General features: G+C 66.2%; 13 protein-coding genes. 7 read left to right on the forward strand and 6 right to left on the reverse strand.

Translation table 11 applies throughout. The features are described 5' to 3' along the window. Positions 1-4: 4 nt before the first annotated feature. The 3 genes from phhA (at position 5) to ACIPK7_RS00420 (ending at position 2,447) form a co-directional block, all read left to right on the forward strand. Positions 5-793 (forward strand): phenylalanine 4-monooxygenase, encoded by a 789-nt coding sequence (phhA, locus tag ACIPK7_RS00410; RefSeq protein WP_401084327.1) that lies wholly within the window; start codon positions 5-7, stop codon positions 791-793. Positions 794-897: 104 nt separating this feature from the next. Then, positions 898-1,254 carry a 4a-hydroxytetrahydrobiopterin dehydratase gene (locus tag ACIPK7_RS00415; RefSeq protein WP_138522508.1) on the forward strand — a complete coding sequence of 119 codons (357 nt, stop codon included), beginning with the start codon at positions 898-900 and terminating at the stop codon, positions 1,252-1,254. Next, entirely contained in the window at positions 1,251-2,447 is a 1,197-nt protein-coding gene (locus ACIPK7_RS00420) for an amino acid aminotransferase (RefSeq protein ID WP_401084330.1), read from the forward strand. The genes ACIPK7_RS00415 and ACIPK7_RS00420 overlap by 4 nt, the downstream gene beginning before the upstream one ends. 120 nt (positions 2,448-2,567) lie before the next feature. Here the strand turns inward: ACIPK7_RS00420 and ACIPK7_RS00425 are convergent, their stop codons facing one another. The 6 genes from ACIPK7_RS00425 to ACIPK7_RS00450 all read right to left on the reverse strand — a co-directional run bounded on the left by ACIPK7_RS00425 (position 2,568) and on the right by ACIPK7_RS00450 (position 10,591). Further along, positions 2,568-3,590 (reverse strand): transporter, encoded by a 1,023-nt coding sequence (locus ACIPK7_RS00425; protein WP_401084333.1) that lies wholly within the window; start codon positions 3,588-3,590, stop codon positions 2,568-2,570. 162 nt (positions 3,591-3,752) lie between these two features. Beyond that, positions 3,753-4,883: a TIGR03364 family FAD-dependent oxidoreductase gene (locus ACIPK7_RS00430; RefSeq protein ID WP_401084336.1), complete on the reverse strand. Its 1,131-nt coding sequence runs from the start codon at positions 4,881-4,883 to the stop codon at positions 3,753-3,755. 90 nt (positions 4,884-4,973) lie between these two features. Further along, positions 4,974-5,999, reverse strand: a complete 1,026-nt coding sequence (locus ACIPK7_RS00435; RefSeq protein ID WP_037012373.1) for a putative 2-aminoethylphosphonate ABC transporter substrate-binding protein — start codon at positions 5,997-5,999, stop codon at positions 4,974-4,976. A gap of 95 nt (positions 6,000-6,094) precedes the next feature. Then, the gene (locus tag ACIPK7_RS00440; RefSeq protein ID WP_401084339.1) at positions 6,095-7,810 is read right to left on the reverse strand and encodes a putative 2-aminoethylphosphonate ABC transporter permease subunit; all 1,716 of its coding nucleotides are present in this window, start codon (positions 7,808-7,810) and stop codon (positions 6,095-6,097) included. A 1-nt stretch (position 7,811) separates the two neighbouring features. Then, a complete protein-coding gene (locus tag ACIPK7_RS00445) occupies positions 7,812-8,867 on the reverse strand; it encodes a putative 2-aminoethylphosphonate ABC transporter ATP-binding protein (RefSeq protein WP_401084342.1) in 1,056 nt (351 codons plus the stop codon). Between the two features lie 872 nt (positions 8,868-9,739). Then, a complete protein-coding gene (locus tag ACIPK7_RS00450; RefSeq protein WP_401084344.1) occupies positions 9,740-10,591 on the reverse strand; it encodes a LysR family transcriptional regulator in 852 nt (283 codons plus the stop codon). Positions 10,592-10,845: 254 nt separating this feature from the next. Between ACIPK7_RS00450 and wecB the strand changes: the two genes are divergently transcribed. From wecB to ACIPK7_RS00470, 4 genes are read left to right on the forward strand one after another with little or no spacing between them, the layout of a single operon-like run. Continuing rightward, on the forward strand, positions 10,846-12,000 hold the full coding sequence (gene wecB, locus ACIPK7_RS00455; RefSeq protein WP_401084347.1) for a non-hydrolyzing UDP-N-acetylglucosamine 2-epimerase: 1,155 nt from the start codon (positions 10,846-10,848) through the stop codon (positions 11,998-12,000). Beyond that, positions 11,997-14,171 carry a cyclic di-3',5'-guanylate-activated glycosyltransferase NrfB gene (nrfB, locus tag ACIPK7_RS00460; RefSeq protein ID WP_192430272.1) on the forward strand — a complete coding sequence of 725 codons (2,175 nt, stop codon included), beginning with the start codon at positions 11,997-11,999 and terminating at the stop codon, positions 14,169-14,171. Before wecB ends, nrfB begins: the two co-directional genes overlap by 4 nt. Further along, positions 14,168-17,353: a phage receptor gene (locus ACIPK7_RS00465; protein ID WP_401084350.1), complete on the forward strand. Its 3,186-nt coding sequence runs from the start codon at positions 14,168-14,170 to the stop codon at positions 17,351-17,353. Before nrfB ends, ACIPK7_RS00465 begins: the two co-directional genes overlap by 4 nt. Next, positions 17,353-18,228: a DUF4434 family protein gene (locus ACIPK7_RS00470; RefSeq protein WP_401084353.1), complete on the forward strand. Its 876-nt coding sequence runs from the start codon at positions 17,353-17,355 to the stop codon at positions 18,226-18,228. Before ACIPK7_RS00465 ends, ACIPK7_RS00470 begins: the two co-directional genes overlap by 1 nt. The last annotated feature ends 68 nt before the right edge of the window (positions 18,229-18,296 follow it).

Below are 18,296 nucleotides of genomic sequence, written 5' to 3' on the forward strand. Positions count from 1 at the left end.
CTCCATGAAGACAACGCAGTACGTGGCCCGCCAACCTGATGAAGACGGTTTCATCCACTACCCGGAAACCGAGCACCAGGTCTGGAACACCCTGATCACCCGCCAGTTGAAAGTGATCGAGGGCCGCGCTTGTCAGGAATACCTGGACGGCATCGAGCAGCTCGGCCTGCCCCATGAGCGCATCCCGCAGCTGGCCGAGGTCAATCAGGTGCTCCAGGCCGCCACCGGCTGGCGTGTGGCGCGGGTGCCGGCGCTGATCCCGTTCCAGACCTTCTTCGAGCTGCTGGCCAGCCAGCAGTTCCCCGTCGCCACCTTCATCCGCACCCCAGAAGAGCTGGACTACCTGCAGGAGCCGGACATCTTCCACGAGATCTTCGGCCACTGCCCGCTGCTCACCAACCCCTGGTTCGCCGAGTTCACCCACACCTACGGCAAGCTCGGCCTGGCCGCCAGCAAGGAAGAGCGCGTGTACCTCGCCCGCCTGTACTGGATGACCATCGAGTTCGGCCTGCTGGATACCTCGCAGGGCCTGCGCATCTACGGCGGCGGCATCCTCTCGTCGCCCAGGGAGACGGTCTACAGCCTCTCCGACGCGCCCGAGCACCAGGCCTTCAGCCCGCTGGAATGCATGCGCACGCCGTACCGCATCGACATCCTGCAGCCCCTGTATTTCGTGCTTCCCGAGCTCAAGCGCCTGTTCGAGCTGGCCCATGAGGACATCATGGCGCTGGTGCGCGAAGCCATGCGCCTGGGCCTGCATGCGCCGAAGTTTCCGCCGAAACAGGCCGCCTGATCCGCTGCAATCGATCCCATCTGTGCCTAGGATGAGACGTGCTCGCGAGCCTAAGATGGTTCGCGAGCGCACTCCTATGCCACCCACGACAAGGAGAACCTTTGATGACCGCACTCACCCAAGCCCATTGTGAAGCCTGCCGCGCCGACGCCCCGAAGGTGTCCGACGAAGAACTGGCGGTGCTGATCAAGCAGATTCCGGACTGGAATATCGAGGTCCGTGACAATCACATGGAACTGGAGCGGGTCTTCCTGTTCAAGAACTTCAGGCACGCCCTGGCCTTCACCAACGCGGTAGGCGCCATTGCAGAGGAAGAAGGCCACCACCCCGACCTGCTGACCCAGTGGGGCAAGGTCACCGTCACCTGGTGGAGCCACGAGCTGAAGGGCCTGCACCGCAACGACTTCATCATGGCCGCGCGCACCGACGAGCTGGCCGCCACAGCAGAGGGACGCAAATGAGCCATTTCGCCAAGGTCACCCGCGTGCCGGGCGACCCGATCCTGGGCCTGCTCGAAGCCTACCGGGCGGACCCCAATCCCGCGCGGCTCGACCTTGGCGTGGGCGTCTACAAGGACGCCCAGGGCCTCACGCCGATCCCGCGCGCGGTGAAGCTCGCCGAACAGCGCCTGGTGGATACCGAGACCACCAAGAGCTACGTCGGCAGCCACGGTGACGCGCTGTTCGCCGCGCGCCTGTGCGAGCTGGTGCTGGGCGTCACCTCGCCGCTGCTGGCCGACTCCCGCGCCGACGCCACCCAGACGCCCGGCGGCACCGGCGCGTTGCGCCTGGCGGCGGAGTTCATCGCCCACTGCCTGCCGGGCAAGAACATCTGGCTGAGCGACCCGACCTGGCCGATCCACGAAACCCTGTTCGCCGCCGCCGGCGTGCCGATCAAGCACTACCCCTACGTCGGCGCGGACAACTGCCTCGACGCCGAAGCCATGTTCGCCATGCTGGAGAAAATCCCCCAGGGCGACGTGGTGCTGCTGCACGCCTGCTGCCACAACCCGTCCGGCTTCGACCTGGATCATGCGCAATGGCAACGCGTGCTGGAGATCGTCCGCCGGCGCGAACTGCTGCCGCTGCTGGACTTCGCCTACCAGGGCCTGGGCGATGGGCTGGAAGAGGACGCCTACTCGGTGCGCCTGCTGGCGGAAAGCCTGCCGGAAGTGCTGATCACCAGCTCCTGCTCGAAGAACTTCGGCCTCTACCGCGACCGCGTCGGCGCGCTGATCGTCTGCGCCGAGAACGCCGACAAGCTCACCGACATCCGCAGCCAGCTGGCGCTGTTCGCCCGCAACCTGTGGTCCACCCCGCCGGCCCACGGCGCGGAAGTGGTCGCCACCATCCTGGGCGACCCGGAGCTGAAGAACCTCTGGCTGGACGAACTGGACGGCATGCGCGGCCGCATCGCCGAACTGCGTATAGGCCTGGTGGAAGCCCTGCGCCCCCACGGGCTGGCGGATCGCTTCGCGCACATCGCTATCCAGCGCGGCATGTTCTCCTACACCGGCCTGCAGGCCGAACAGGTGCGCATCCTGCGTGAGGAGCACAGCATCTACCTGGTGAGCAGCGGTCGCGCGAACATCGCCGGGCTCGACGGCGAGCGCCTCGACCACCTGGCGGCGGCCATCGCCCGCGTCTGCCGCTGACGACGATTTCTTCCCCCTCGACCGGCCTTTGAGCCGGTCTTTTTTTGCCTTGGCTGAGGGGGCGCATGAGCGTAGGAGCAGGCTGGTTGCGCCGGCGAAAACCTGTAGGAGCGAGGTTGGTCAGTAATCGTCACGCTTGCGAAACGCCCAGCGCCCGGCCAGCCCGGTGAAGCTGGCCACCAGCACCACCAGGATCCAGAAGCCTTCCGGGTCGCCGGAGAACGGAATGCCGCCGACGTTCATGCCGAAGAAGCCGGCGATGATGTTGATCGGCAGCGCCAGGACAGTGACAACGGTGAGGGTGAACAGCGTGCGGTTGCTCTGCTCGTTGATCTTCGCGGCGATCTCTTCCTGCAGCAGCTTGATGCGTTCGCCCAGCGCCGTGAGGTCGTTGATCACCAGGGAGAACTCCTCGGTGGCCTCGCGCAGCACGCGCACGTCGTCCTCGGTCAGCCAAACCGGTGGGCGATTCAGCAGGCGCATCAGCGAGCCCGGCTCCAGCGCCAGCAGGCGTTGCAGGCGAACCAGCACACGGCGCATGGCGCCCAGGTCGGCGCGGCTGGCGGAGAGGCGCGAGGACAGCAATTGGTCCTCGATGCGATCCACGCTGATGCTGGTCTCGCGGACGATGCGGGTGAGGATTTCGCCCTGGTCGCGCAGCAGGTGCACCAGCAGTTCCAGCGGCGAATTGAAGCTCTCACCGTGCTTCACCGAAGAACGCAGCGTGTCCACCGAGCGCAGCGGCTGCGCACGGGCGGTGACCAGTACGCGGCCACGGGCGCAGACCCAGAGGGTGGCGACGTCCGAAGACATGCGGCTGCCGAAATCGAATACCACGTCGTTGACCACCGCCAGCAGCGCACCGTCCACATGCTCGATGCGGGTGGAGCGCGAGCCTTCGCGCAGGGTTTCGAAGAAGTAGTCGGGCAGCTCCAGGTGCGACTTCATCCAGCGCTCGCACGCTGCGTGCGCCAGGTTCAGGTGCAACCAGAGGAATTCATCCGTGGCGCGCGGCTCCCGCAGGCGTTGCAGGGCGGTAGGCGAATCGATCTCCAGCCCCGGCTGGTCGGGGCGAAAGCTGAAGCCATAAAGCAGGCCGAACAGATCGGAATCCTGATGGCTCTGGACGATGCTGTGGTTCATGGGACTCCGTGCACGCAGGTGGGAGGTGCGTGTAGGAGCGAGCTTGCTCGCGAACCCGCACGGCACGGGCTATTCGCGAGCAAGCTCGCTCCTACGAAGAGCAGATTGCGCCCGCCCCTTGGTGTTACCAGACACCCATGAAAGTCAGATGACAGCCACGTGTCAGCCGAACAGGGTCGCCACAGTGCGCTCGCCCAGCGCCGGGCCGATGCTCATGCCCACCCCGGTATGCATCAGCACGGCGGTGATGCCATCGCCGGCCTGCAGCACCGAGAACGGCCCCGGCCCGCGCGAGCCATAGACACCCTGCCAGCGCTCGACCACTTCCACGCGCATGCCTAGCGTGTCCTCGGCCAGTTGCAGCATCAGCCGGTCGACGAACTCGGCATTGAACGGCGCGGCATCGCTGCCGTAGTGGTGGGAGTCGCCGATGATCAGCTCGCCATGGGGCGTCGGGCTGACCAGCAGGTGGATGCCCTGCTCTTCCAGCTCCGGTGTCTCGCGGCGAATCTGCTCGCGCACCGCCTCGGTCTCGGGCAGGTCGGAGAAGGCGCCGTAATGCACGCAGCTCAGGCCGGTAAGGATCGAATGGGCGAGGCCGATGTCGACCTGCGGGCGGGCACGCAGCATCTGCAGGCGGCACACCTGCGGCTGCAGCGGAGCGATGACCTCGGCCAGCAGCGTCTGGTAGTCGTGGCCGGAGCAGACGATCACCTGTCCGACGGTGAAGGTGCCCGCGGTGGTGCACAGCACGCCGGTGTCGACGTCACGCACCAGGGTGGAGAAGTGGAACTCAACACCGTGCTCGCGGTGCAGGTAGTCGATCAGGCTCGGCAGCGCCTCGCGGGAATACAGCTGCTGGTCGTCGAAGCCCAGCAGCGCCGCGCGATGATGGCGGAAGTGGCCCTGGTAGAGGTCGTTCAGTTCACTGCCGCGCAGCAGGCCCACGCGATACTCCAGCTCCTTGGCGCGGCCGGCGCAGAAGGCTTCCAGCAGATGCTCCTCAGCTTCGCTGCGGGCGAACAGCAACGAGCCGTTGCGCCGCAGGGAGAACCCCGCGCCCTCTGCCCACTGCGCCCAGATCGGCCGGCTGGCACGGGCCAGGTCCGACATCACGCCCGGCGGCTGGCCGGTGACCAGCGCCTGGCCGAAGTTGCGTACGGAGGCGCCCAGGGGCGTGGCGGTGCGTTCGAAGACGCGCACGGAGAGGCCGCGGCGGGCAGCGGCGTAGGCGTGGGAAAGGCCGAGGATGCCGGCGCCGACGATGGCGACGTCGCAGTGGGTGTGGGTCATGGGGGTATGTCCTGCGTGGTGAAGAGCCCCTCTCCCCAACCCTCTCCCTGAAGGGAGAGGGCTAGGGAGAGGGAATCCTCGCTCGGAAAATTACTTCTGCGCGACCTTCTCCGACTTGCCGTCATAGCGCTTGCGCCATTCGGCAAGGATCTCGTCGCGGTTCTTCGAGGCCCAGGCGAAGTCGTTCTTGATCAGGCGCTGTTCGTAGTCGGCCGGCAGTTCGGTCTGCGGCTTGGCGATGCCCGGCTGTGCCAGCACGGCGAAGTTTTCCTTGTACAGCTCCATGGCTTTCGGGCTGGCGGAGAAGTCGGCGAGTTTCTTCGCCGCGGCTTCATGCTGGGTGCCCTTGACGATGCCGGTGGCTTCGATTTCCCAGCCCAGGCCTTCCTTGGGCAGGACGATGTCCAGCGGCGCGCCCTGGCGCTTGAGCTGTACGGCCGGGTATTCGAAAGAGATGCCGATCGGGAATTCGCCGGCGGCGGCCAGCTTGCACGGCTTGGACCCGGAGTGGACGTACTGGCCGATGTTCTCGTGCAGCGCGTCCATGTAGGCCCAGCCCTGCTTCTCGCCGAAGGTCTGCAGCCAGGCGGAGACGTCGAGGAAGCCGGTGCCCGAGGAAGCCGGGTTCGGCATGACGATCTTGCCCTTGTACTCGGGCTTGGTCAGGTCCTGCCAGCTCACCGGCTTCTCCAGGCCCAGCTTCTCGGCCTCGACGGTGTTGAAGCAGATGGTCGCGGCCCAGACGTCCATGCCGACCCAAGCCGGCGGGTTGGCCGGGTCGCGGTAGTTCTTGCCGATGGCGTCCAGGTGTTTGGGCGCGTACTTCTCCAGCATGCCCTGCTGGTCGAGGATCGCCAGGCTGGAAGCGGCCAGGCCCCAGACGGCGTCGGCCTGCGGGCGATCCTTCTCGGCCAGCAGCTTGGCGGTGACGATGCCGGTGGAGTCGCGCACCCACTTGATTTTGATATCCGGGTTCTCGGCTTCGAAGGCCTGCTTGTAGGCGGTCAGCTGTTCCGGTTCCAGGGCGGTGTAGACGGTCAGCTCGGTGTCGGCGGCGTGGACCTGTGCAGCGAAACCGGCAACCACGGCGGCGGCGAGGGCAAGACGTTTGAACATGTGGAGCTCCTTGGCAGTGTTGGTCTCCCGCGCGGGGCGGGTTTGTCAGGGGTTGAGCCCGGCACGCAAGCACCGGGCGACAGCGTCCAGCGGGGTTACGGGTTCGCGCCCTTCCTCCAGGCCTGCGAGCGGCGCAGCAGGCCGCGCGAGGCGCCGGCCAGCAGCAGCGACACGGCTGCGGAAGTGAGCAGGATCAGGGTCGACATGGCGGCCGCGCCGCCGACGTTGCCGGAGTCGTCCATGTTCAGCACGGCGACGGCGGCGAGGATGGTGTCCGGGTTGTAGAGGAAGATCGCCGCCGACACCGTGGTCATCGCCGAGACGAACAGGTAGCGGGTGATATCCAGCAGCGCCGGCAGGCAGATCGGCACGGTGACGCGCAGGTAGTGGCGCCACAGCGACATCTTCAGCGACAGCGCAGCCGCCTCGAACTCGCCGTCGAGCTGGCGCAGCGCGGCGGTGGCGGTCATCTGCGCGGTGGTCAGGTAGTGGGAAATGGTGCACACCACCAACAGCGCCATGCTGCCGTAGAGCACATGCAGCGGGTTGCCCGGCAGGTTGAAGAAGAACACGTAGCCCAGGCCCAGCACGAGGCCCGGCACGGCCATCGGCACGAAGCACAGCATGCGCAGCAGTTGGCTCAGCCAGCGCTGCTCGCGGGTCTTCTCGATCAGGTAGGCGCCGGTGAAGATCAGCGCGCTGCCGATGATTGCGGTGCACGCGGCCATCGTCAGGCTGTTGCGGTAGGCCAGCCAGCCGCCACCGGCGGTAGTGTTGAAGTCGTAGTGGTGTAGCGACAGCGACAGGTTGTACGGCCAGAACTTCACCAGCGAGGAGTACACGGCCATACCGAGCACGCCCAGCAACACCGCGCTGATCAGCACGACGATGGCGAGGAAGGCGGCATCTCGGCGGCGTGACGTCTTGGGGTGGTAGACCTGCGCCCGGCCGCTCATGGCGTCGCCCCGGCGACGGCGCAGCCAGGTGTCGACGGCGAAGCTGAGCAGCGCCGGCAGCAGCAGGATCATGCCGATCTGCGCGCCACGGCCGAACTGCTGCTGGCCGACCACCGCCTTGTACGCTTCCAGCGCCAGCACCTGGTAGTCGCCGCCCACCACGACCGGCACGCCGAAGTCGGTGATGGTCAGGGTGAACACCAGGCAGAAGGCAGCGAACACGCCCTGCCGCGAGGCCGGCCAGGTAATGCTGCGGAAGGCCTTCCAGGGCCCGGCGCCCATGCTCGAGGCGGCGTCGAACAGGCGCGCATCGGCCAGCGACAGCGCCGACAGCAGGATCATCAGCGCATGGGGGAAGGTGTAGATGGCCTCGCCGAGGACGATGCCCCAGAAGCCGTAGATGTTGTCCGGCAGCAGGTGGCGCAGCAGGCCCTGGTTGCCGAACAGGTAAATCAGCGCGATGCCCGGCAGCATCGACGGCGCCAGCAGCGGCAGCAGGGAAATCCCGCGCCACAGGCCCTTGGCCGGGATCAGCGTGCGTTGCAGCGCGTAGGCGAACAGGTAGGCCGCCGGCACGACGATGCAGGCCACGCTGACCGAGACCTTCAGGCTGTTGCCCAGCAGCCAGTGGAAGTTGTCGCTGCGCAGCAGCTCGCCCATGGCCGCGAGGCCGCCGCCCTGCCCTGCTTCGCCGCTGAAGCCGCGCCAGAAGATGGCCAGCAACGGCATCAGCACCGCCAGGGTGAGCAGGACCAGCAGCAGGTATTTGCCGCCACGGACGAACAGGCGATCACCCAGATCGCCGCGAATCCTGCCGGCGGACAGCGCCAGGTTGTGTTTCACCACGGCTTCCATCTCAGGCGAACACCTGCAGGCTGCGCGGCGGCAGCGACACCCAGATGTCCGGGGTGCCCAGGCGCGGCATGTCCTCGGGCGCCAGCTCGGCCAGCAGCGCGTGGCCCGGCAACTGTTCCAGCTCGAAACTCATGCGGCAGCGGTTGCCGAGGAAGGTGATCTCGCGAATCTGCGCGCGGAACAGGTTCTCCTGGTGCACGGCAGGGTTCACGCTGATCGCTTCCGGGCGGCAGAACAGCCGGCCCGAGGCGCTCGGTGCCTGGCAGTGCAGGCGCAGGTTGAGGCTGCCGACCCGCGCATGACCATCGCTGCCTCGCTCGAACGGCAGCCAGTTGCCCTGGCCGACGAACTCGGCGACGAAGGGCGTGCTCGGGTTGCTGTAGATCTCCTGGGCGGTGCCGTACTGCTCGATGCGCCCGTGGTTCATCACCGCAATGCGGTCGGCCATCAACATGGCCTCGTCCTGATTGTGGGTGACCATCACGGTGGTGATGCCCAAGCTCTTCTGCAGTTGGCGCAGCTCGCCGCACAGATGCTCGCGGACGCGGGCGTCCAGCGCCGACATCGGCTCGTCGAGCAGCAGCAGCGACGGGCTTGGCGCCAGCGCGCGGGCCATGGCGATGCGCTGCTGCTGGCCACCGGAGAGCTGGCCGGGATACTTCTTCTCGCTGCCGGTGAGGCCGACCAGTTCGAGCATCTCGGCGACGCGGCGGCGCGCTTCATCCTTCGAGGCGTTAGTCAGGCCGTAGGAGATGTTCTGCTCGACCGTGAGGTTGGGGAACAGCGCGTAGGACTGGAACAGGATGCCGTAGTCCCGCGCCTGCGGCGGCAGGTTCGACACATCGCGATCACCCAGGTGCAGGCTGCCATCGTCCTGTCGCTCCAGGCCCGCGATACAGCGCAGCAGCGTGGTCTTGCCGCAGCCGGAAGGGCCGAGCAGGCAAACCAGCTCACCGGCCTTGACGTCCAGCGACACGCCGTCGAGGGCGACGAACTGGCCGAAGCGCTTGCGGATGTGGCGCACGCTGAGCGGCGTGCCGGCGACGGTGGGATGCATGGCGGTACCTCGTTTTCTTGTGGTCCACGCCGCGTGAGCCGTGACGTGAAGGAACGAGGTCCATGCTAGGGACGGATTGCGACGGGACTATTGCTGAAGGGCCAAGTGCGCCGATAGATCCATAGGCAGATTTGGGTAGGGGGGCGAAAAATTTTTGGAAGTAGCGGTATTGAGCGGGCAAACGTAGGGCGCATAACCCGGAACGGGTTCTCCGCCGATACCACAGCGGCGGATAACGTTGGCGCGTTGTTCGCCCTACGAAGCTGACGGTGCGCGAGATCGATGGGTATCGCTTCGCTCCACACATCCTACGGTCGTGCTTCGCCGTGATTTCGGTGGAAATGGGAACTCCAATCGCGGACAAGTTCCGCTTGTACAGGTAGGTAGCGGTGCCAGGTTGTTCGCGAGCAAGAACTAGGCGTCCCCCTCGGTCCTACGAAGAGCCACTCCGCGCCGCTCTGGCTCTGGCTCTGGCTCTGGCTCGTAAAGACTTCCAGAGAAACATCCGCAGGCGCCGAACTGCCCCGTTCAGGAGGCCTCGTTGAATTGGAGTTTCAGGGGTTGAGCGGCATGGATGCCGCGAGAGCCGCGATGGGCCAGGGACGGCCCTTCGCGGCGTGCCCCTGAAACTTCAATTCAACGAGGGAATTTTTCGCCTAGGCGAAAAACCGGATGTCCGGGGCAAGACCTTTTGGTTCCTTTTGGGAGGGCGGCTATCCGACGTTTGCCAAAAGGGACTCGCCCGAGGGGGCGAAACACAGAGTTTGCGCGCACTCCATGGCGGCGCTGAAACACCCAAGCCAAAGCAGGAAACCTGCAACACCACCGCCCTGCCAACGGATCGCGAAGTCCATTCATACAAGGAGCGATCTCTACCCCTGCGCCAACGCCAGGAAAGCGCTCGGCAGGCGCGCCTGCCGCCGGTCCTTCAGGCAATACAGGTACTCGTCGATCAAACTCGCGCCCTTGATCTCAAGCACGCACAACTGCGGGTTATCCGGCACTTCCTGGCGGGCGATGATGCTCACGCCCAGGTTGCGGATCACCGCCTCGCGAATCGATTCGCGGCTGCCGATCTCCAGCATCGAGGCCGGCGTCACCCCTGCCTGCTGCAACATCGCCTCGGTCAGTTGGCGGGTGGTCGAACCCGCCTCGCGCATCAGCAGGCAATGGCTACGCAAGTCGCCCAGGCTCACCGACTGTAGCGCCGCCAGCGGGTGGCTGCGGTGCACCGCCAGCACCAGCGGATCACTGCCCAGCACCACGCGGGTCAGGCGCGCATCGTCCACCTGCTGCGAGGAGGCCGCAAGGTCCACCCGGCATTCGATCAGCGATTCGAGCACCTGCTGAGAATTGCCGATCTCCACCGACACTTCGATCTGCGGGAAGCGCTCGCGGAAGCTCTTGATCAGCCCGAGCACGTAATAAGGAGAGGTGGCGCCGATGCGCAGCGCGCCCTGCATCTGCCCGCAGTTGCGCAGGTAGAACTCGATATCAGCCTCCTGCTGCAACAGCGCCTCGACCATCGGCAGCAGACGCGCGCCCTCGTCGCTCAGGGTCAGGCGACGGCCGCCGCGATAGAACAACTCCACCGCATACTGGCTCTCCAGGTTGCGGATCTGCGTGGTCACGGTCGGCTGGCTGAGGCCGAGTTTCTTCGCCGCCTGGGTGATGCTGCCCAGCTTCGCCACCCGGTAGAACGCCTTCAATTCCGCGCTCAGCATCGACCGATCCGCCTATTCGAAAAATCCATCAACATTTTTTCTCGGCGCTGCCGGCAAACCGGCGCCAGCCCACTGACGACGCGGCCTGCAGCCAGGCGACAAAACACCCGAAAAGGTCAACATACCTGACCTGTATCACTGGCAATGCCAGTTGTAGCTGGACAGCCCGGACTTGAGCGACTTTCATTGCCCTTGGAAAAATCCCACACGGAAACCGAAGGCGGCCTCACAAGGGTGCGCCCAAGGAGCAATTGATGAAGTACAAAGTCACCATGGTTTTCGGAACCCGTCCGGAAGCCATCAAGATGGCCCCCCTCGCCCGCGTCCTCCGCCGTACCCCGGAAATCGAGCTGCGTATCTGCTCCACCGGCCAGCATCGCGAGATGCTACAGCAAGTGCTGGACTCCTTCGAACTCGAGGTGGACGAAGACCTCGACGTCATGACCCAGGGCCAGACGCTGAACAGTCTGTCCCTGCAGATGATGGGCAAGCTGGACGACAGCTACGACCGCCATCGTCCGGACATCGTGCTGGTCCACGGTGATACCACCACCAGCTTCATCGCCGCCCTCACCGCATTCCACCGGCAGATCCCGGTGGGCCACGTCGAGGCTGGCCTGCGCACCGGCAACATCCACCAGCCCTGGCCGGAGGAAGCCAACCGCCGCCTCACCGCGGTGATCGCCGACCTGCACTTCCCGCCGACCAAGGCCTCGCGCGACAACCTGCTGCGCGAAGGGGTGAACATCGACCAGATCGAGGTCACCGGCAACACGGTGATCGACGCCCTGCTGTGGATGCGCGAGCACCTACACGAAACCAACTGGAAACCCGCTATCGACTCGCCCCTGGCCAAATTTACCGGGGACCGCCGCGTGGTACTGATCACCGGCCACCGCCGGGAAAACTTCGGCAAGGGTTTCGAGCGCATCTGCCAGGCCCTGGCGGAGCTGGCCCAGCGCTTCCCCGACGTGGACTTCGTCTACCCGGTGCACCTGAACCCGCAGGTGCAGAAAGCCGTGTACGGCCTGCTCTCGGACAAGCCCAACATCCACCTTATCGCCCCGCAGGACTATCAGCACTTCGTCTGGCTGATGGACCGCGCGTACATCATCCTCACCGATTCAGGCGGCATCCAGGAGGAAGCGCCGGCGCTGGGCAAGCCGCTGCTGGTGCTGCGCCGCGTCACCGAGCGCCCCGCCGTACTGGAAGGTGGCACCGTGGTGCTGGTGGGCACCAACACCAGCCGCATCGTCAGCGAAGCCAGCCATCTGCTGCGCGACGAAGAAGTCTACGAACAGATGAGCCGAGTATTCAGCCCCTACGGCGACGGCCATGCCAGCGAGAAGATCGTCGCCCGGCTGCTGTCCTGGTTCGGTGAATCACGCAAGCCAAGCGAGTTCGAATGAGCCTCGAACTGGTCGATATCCTCACCTACGTTCTCTATGCCCTGAAGTACCTGGCGATCATCCTCGCCGCGCTGATGTTCCTGCTCGGACTGGATGACCTGTTCATCGACCTGGTGTACTGGGGCCGCGTACTGGTGCGCCGCTTCCGAATCTACAACCGCTTCGACCGGGCCGACGAGGAACGCCTGTTCGCCGCTCCGGAGAAGCCGTTGGCGATCATGGTGCCGGCCTGGAACGAGGTCGGCGTGGTGGGCGAGATGGCCCGCCTGGCGGCTTCCACCCTGGACTACGAGAACTACCAGATCTTCGTCGGCACCTACCCGAACGACCCGCAGACCCAGGCGGACGTGGACGCGGTGTGCCTGCACTACCCCAACGTGCACAAGGTGGTCTGCGCGCGCCCCGGCCCCACCAGCAAGGCCGACTGCCTGAACAACATCATCGACGCCATCCTGCGCTTCGAGGCCGACGCGCGCATCGAATTCTCCGGCTTCATCCTGCACGACGCCGAAGACGTCATCTCGCCTTTGGAACTGCGCCTGTTCAACTACCTGCTGCCGGCCAAGGACCTGATCCAGATCCCGGTCTACCCCTACGCCCCGGAATGGACCGGCTTCACCGCCGGCCACTACGTCGACGAGTTTGCCGAGAACCACGGCAAGGACGTGCCGGTACGCGAAGCACTGACCGGCCAGGTGCCCAGCGCCGGCGTCGGTACCTGCTTCAGCCGCCGCGCCATCGCAGCGCTGCTGGAGGACGGCGACGGCATCGCCTTCGATGTACAGAGTCTCACCGAGGACTACGACATCGGCTTCCGCCTGAAGCAGAAAGGCATGAAGTGCATCTTCGCCCGCTACTCCATCACCGACCCGCAGCTGGCATTGAAGAACGAATGGGTGCCGGGCATGGACCGGCGCTTCTCACAGGTCATCTGCGTGCGCGAACACTTCCCGCGCACCTGGCAGCACGCCATCCGGCAGAAGTCCAGGTGGATCACCGGGATCGTTTTCCAAGGCACGCGCAACCTGGGCTGGAGCAGCAAGACCATGCTCAACTACTTCCTCTGGCGTGACCGCCGGGGGTTGATCGCCTACCTGCTGAGCTTCCTGGTCAACCTGCTGTTCCTGGTGCTGATCACCATGTGGCTGATCACCAGCCTGTCGCCCAACGCCTGGCGCTTCCCGTCGATCCTCGAAGGCAGCCAGTTGCTGGTCGTGCTCTTGTTCCTCAACGGCCTGATGCTGCTCAACCGACTGTTCCAGCGTTTCTGGTTCGTCACTCGCTTCTACGGCATCTTCGAGGGGCTGCTGTCGGCGCCGCGGATGATGTGGAGCAACTTCGTCAACTTCTTCGCCAACCTGCGCGCGCTCAAGCAGGTGATGGAGATGGGCGATTCGCGCCGGGTCGCCTGGGACAAGACCACCCACGAATTCCCCGCCCTCGCCGGCCCGCAGCGCACGCCGCTGGGCCAGCGCCTGAAGGAGAAGGGCTTGATCACCGAAGAGCAGCTGCAGTCGGCGCTGACCAGCCCGGTCCGTCGCCGCCTAGGCCGCGAGCTACTGCTGCGCGAGCTGATCACCAGCACCCAGTTGGTCGAAACACTGGCCGAGGAACTGGGTGAGGAATGGGCGCCGCTCAATCCCTTCACTCTGGACGAGAAGCTGATCGAAGCACTGCCGCGCAAGCTCGCACTGCGCTACGCGGTGCTGCCGGTAGCCATCGAGGGCAACACCCTGGTGTTGGCCAGCGAACAGCAGATAAGCCAGGTCTCCCTCGGCGCCATCAGCCGTCAGCTCAAGCGCCCGGTGCGCGGTCGACTGGCTCCCCAGGGACGCGTCACCCTTGGTTTGCGGCACTGGTATGGCGGCCGCAACCAGACCGACGAAACCCGCGCCATTGTGGAGGTGCTCAGGCAACGCCAAGGCGACGAAGCCCTGATGGAACGACTCAGCGGGCACGTGGTGATGTTCGGCGCCCTGCTGCAGGTGCGCGGCATGGTCCCGCCCAGCCTGTTCAACCAGGCGCTGATCGATTTCGATCCCGAGCAGGACTCCCTCGGCGAACACCTGATCAAGCGCGGCATGATCACCCAGCAGGTGCTCGAAGAAGCTCTCCAGGAACAGGCCAGCGAACAGCACGAGGCCTATCGCATCGCCCGGGAGGCCGTGTGAAACCGCAACAAACCCTGCTTTACGGCCTGATCCTGGCGAGCATCGCCGCCCCACTGGCGCAGGCCGCCGACGACCAGCTCAGCGAGTTCCAGCGTTTCCGCAGCTTCCCCTACCTCGACAAGGGCTACAAGGAAGCGAAGAAGAACAACTGGGCGGAAGTCGAACGCCTGATGCGCCACCTGCTGGGCCGCGTGCCGAATAACACCGAGGCACGCTCCCTGCTGATCCAGTCCCTGGCCAAGCAGCAGCGTTTCGACGAAGCCGAAAAGGAAGCCCAGGCGCTGGCGGGCACCGATGCCGGCGCGCAAGCCCTGACCGAACTGCGCCTGGACCTGATCGAGAACGGCCCGCCGCCCGAAGCCCAGATCAACCAGTGGCTGGCCCACACCAGCAACGCCAACGAGCGTGTGCGTCTGTGGCAGGCCTACAGCCTTCGCCTCGGGCAGACCCAGGGGCCGGCAAAGGCACTGGAATGGCTGAGCACCCTGCCGCCGGGCAACGACGGCCGCGTGCTGCGCGAAGCCCGCGCCAACTGGGCCGAACAACTGCGCGACTGGGACACCACCATCGCCCAGCTGGCGCCGCTGGCCGCCGCTCACCAGCTCTCCGCCGACGACTGGCGACGCCTGGCCAACGCCTACGCCCAACGCCTGGAAGAGAAGCCGCTGGAGCAACTGATCCAGCAGGCGCCCGATGCCAACGCCGCGCGCCAGGCAAGACTGGCGATCATCGACCGCGCTATCGCCGTCGAGCAGACTGAAGTGGCCAAGCGCTGGTTGCTCACCCTGCCGGAGCAGGACCGCAACGACCCCACGCGCCAGGCGCAACTACTGGAGGTCGCCCGCGACAGCGCCGACACCTCGCTGGTGACCAAACTCAGTGACCAGCAGAATCGGCCGTGCCTGGAAACCACCGAATGGCTGTCGCGCCACGATCAGGCTGCCGCACTTGCGAAACTGCAGCAGTGCAAGCCCGCTGACGATCCGAAGACCTGGCTGGTGCTGGCCCAGCGCCTGGACGCCACCGACCTGCTGGAAAACACCCGGCTGCCCGAACCCTGGGACACCGCCCGGCGTGACCAGTTGGTGGACTCCTGGCGACGCCAGGGGCGCACAGACCAGGCTCTGGCCTGGCTATCGCGCCAGCCGCAGACGCCTGACACCGTGCGCCAGCGCGCCGAGCTACTGCAGGCCCGTGGCCGCACTGGCGAAGCCGCAGCACTGTGGGAGCAGCGCTATCGCCAGACCGGTGACCTCAAGGCGCTGGATCAGGCCAGCTACCTCGCCCTCAACGCCGGGCGCACCGAACGCGCCAAACAGCTGCTGGAAAGCGCCTACGACCGCCGCGGCGGCAATTTGCCGCCCGCCCTGCTGCAACGTCTGGCCGGCATCCACGCACGCAGCGACACACCGCTGGACGTCGCTCGGATCGAAGCCCTGCTGCCCAAGGCCGACCCGGTGTCGCGCGGCTACCTGCTCGGCCGCCTCGCCGAGGCCGGGCGCTGCGACGCCCTACAGCGCTACCTGAACCCGAACTCCAACACCCCCGGCGAACTGCGCGCCCTCGGCCGTTGTGCCATGCCCGCGCGCCCCGGCGAAGCCGTGGTCTACTACCAGGCCGCGATCGCCCACGGCGACAAGCAAAGCCAGCTGCCGCTGGCCTATGCGCTGGAAGCCGCCGGCGATCCCGCCGGTGCATTGCGCATCTTCAACGCCCTGCCCGCCAGCGAACTCAATGACAACGCCCGCCTCACCGCAAGCCGCGCCGCGCTGCTCACCAATGACAATGCCGGCGCCGAGCGCTACTGGCAGCAGGCGAAGAAAGCCAGCGCGGACGACTGGGCACTGGGTGCCAACATCGCCGACGCCCGCGGCGATTACCCCGACGCCCTTTCGCGGCACCGCGAGGCCCTGCAGCACGAACCCAACGGCCAGCACTTCTACAACGCCGCAGGCAGTGCACAGAAGGCCGGGGACACGCAGCAGAGCAAGCTCTGGCTAGCCGAGGCGGTACGCCGAGAACCCAACAATCCGCGCTTCCGCGCCGATTACGGCATGCGCCTGGCCGGCACCGACACCCCGGAAGAGCGCCGCACCGCGATCCCCTACCTGGAGCGTGCCACCCGCGATTACCCCGAGGACTTCCGCCTGGGCGAAACCCTCGCCTGGCGCTACGACGAGGCCGAGGACAGCTTCGCCGCCCGCCGCGAGCTGCGCCGGGTGATCGACCTGGAACAGGACCCGGTCGCCGCCGACGACGAGTACGGCAGCCTCGAAGCCCGCCGTTTCCGCCAGCGCCGCGCGCATCAGGTGCTGTCCCAGCGCGACAACCTGACCATCGCCAGTACCTGGTCGCCGGCCGGCGTCACCACGGTGCCGATCCTCAATGACGACAGGCAGACCGGCAACCGCCGCCGTGCGCAATCGCAGAACCTGCAGACCTTCATCTGGGACCACGCCCTGGGCGAGGAACCGACTCGCAACGGCAGCACCCTCTCGGTGTACGGCCGGGCGATCGCCGGCAATGAAGGACGCAAGCAGTACACCCAGACCCTCGCCGCCGGTTTCGGCCTGCGCTACAAGCCCTTCGGCGACTACAACCTCAACCTCTACAGCGAGCTGTACAAGCAGAACACGGTGAAGAACGACGGCGATTCCGACTACGCCTTCGACGGCATCCGCCTGCACGAGATCGGCACACCCGAGAAGTTCGAGCGCTACGTGCGCCAGCGCGACAAGTACGGCCAGACCTCCACCGACTTCCTGCTGCGCGCCACCGCCTCCTTCCTCGACCAGGGCGACTACCGCAACGACTGGCGCGTGGACGAAAGCGATTGGGATGAGCGCTTCCTCTACACCGATTTCGCCTGGTGGACTCACGCCGGCGACCACCAGTGGGTCTCGCGCTACCAGCAGGGCCACACCTGGAAGCTGCCAGTGGACTCGCCGCAGACGATCATGCCGTACGGCTTTGCCGAGTTCTCCGCGCAGGACCCGAGCAACGACTGGCGTCAGGACCTGCGCAGCGGCGTCGGCCTGCGCTGGCAGTACTGGTACGGCGAAGACCGCTACAACGCCTACCGCGCCCACGTCACCGTGCGTACCGAGTACCAGCTGGGCATGGCGGGCAATCTCTATGAACAGGCCAACGGCTGGCTGGTGGGACTCGAGGTGAACTTCTGATGCGACGCCTGATTTTCGCCCTGGCCCTGCTGTGCTCCGCCGCCACGGCGCACGCCGATGACCGCCTGTTCTACCAGCCGCTGAATGTCGATGCCTCCCTGACCGACGCGCAGTGGCAGCAGATCTGGCGCGCGAGCGCGGCCCAGGGCGCGAAGACTCTGATCGTGCAATGGACCGCCTATGGCGACTCCGACTTTGGCGGTGCCAGCGGCTGGCTCGCCCGCTCACTGAAAAGCGCTCATGACAGCGGCCTGCAACTGGTCCTGGGCCTCTACATGGACCCGGCCTACTACCAGCGCCAGAGCGAAATGGACACACCCGGCCTCGAAGCCTACTGGCAGCACCAGCTGGGCCGCTCCCTGGCGCAGCAACGGAAGATCAGCGAACAGTGGAAACTGCCGGTCGCCGCCTGGTACCTGCCGATGGAACTGGATGACTGGAACTTCCAGGCCGTCGAACGCCGCCAGGCCCTGCAGCATCAGCTCAAGGACTTCGCCGGCCAGCTGAAGGCGCCATTGCAACTGAGCGCCTTCTCCGGCGGCAAGCTGGCGCCGCAGGTTTACGGCGACTGGCTGGGGCAGATAGCCGGGCTCGGCGTGCAGGTCTGGTGGCAGGACGGCGCCGGCACCGGCGCGCTGCCCGAGCGCGTGCGCCAGGCTTATGCCGCGGCCCTGCCCTGCCCGGTCGGCATCGTCCGCGAAGCCTTCCGCCAGACCAGTGCCGCCGGCCAGCCCTTCCATGCAGAAGCTGCCGCGCCTTCCAGCGCGCCCACGGGCTGCCACGCCAGCGCCGTCTTCGAGGTGCGCTACCGGCCCTGGGGCAAGGTGCTGCTGGACAACCAGCGCGCGCACCCCAGCATATCCGCAACGCCCTGAGATCCCTCGCCCGATGCCCGCCGCACGCTAGCGCAGTGGGCAGCGGGTTCGGCTATTCTCGCGCGAGC

The organism is Pseudomonas sp. NPDC086581 (assembly GCF_044746165.1).
Taxonomy (GTDB): Bacteria; Pseudomonadota; Gammaproteobacteria; order Pseudomonadales; family Pseudomonadaceae; genus Pseudomonas.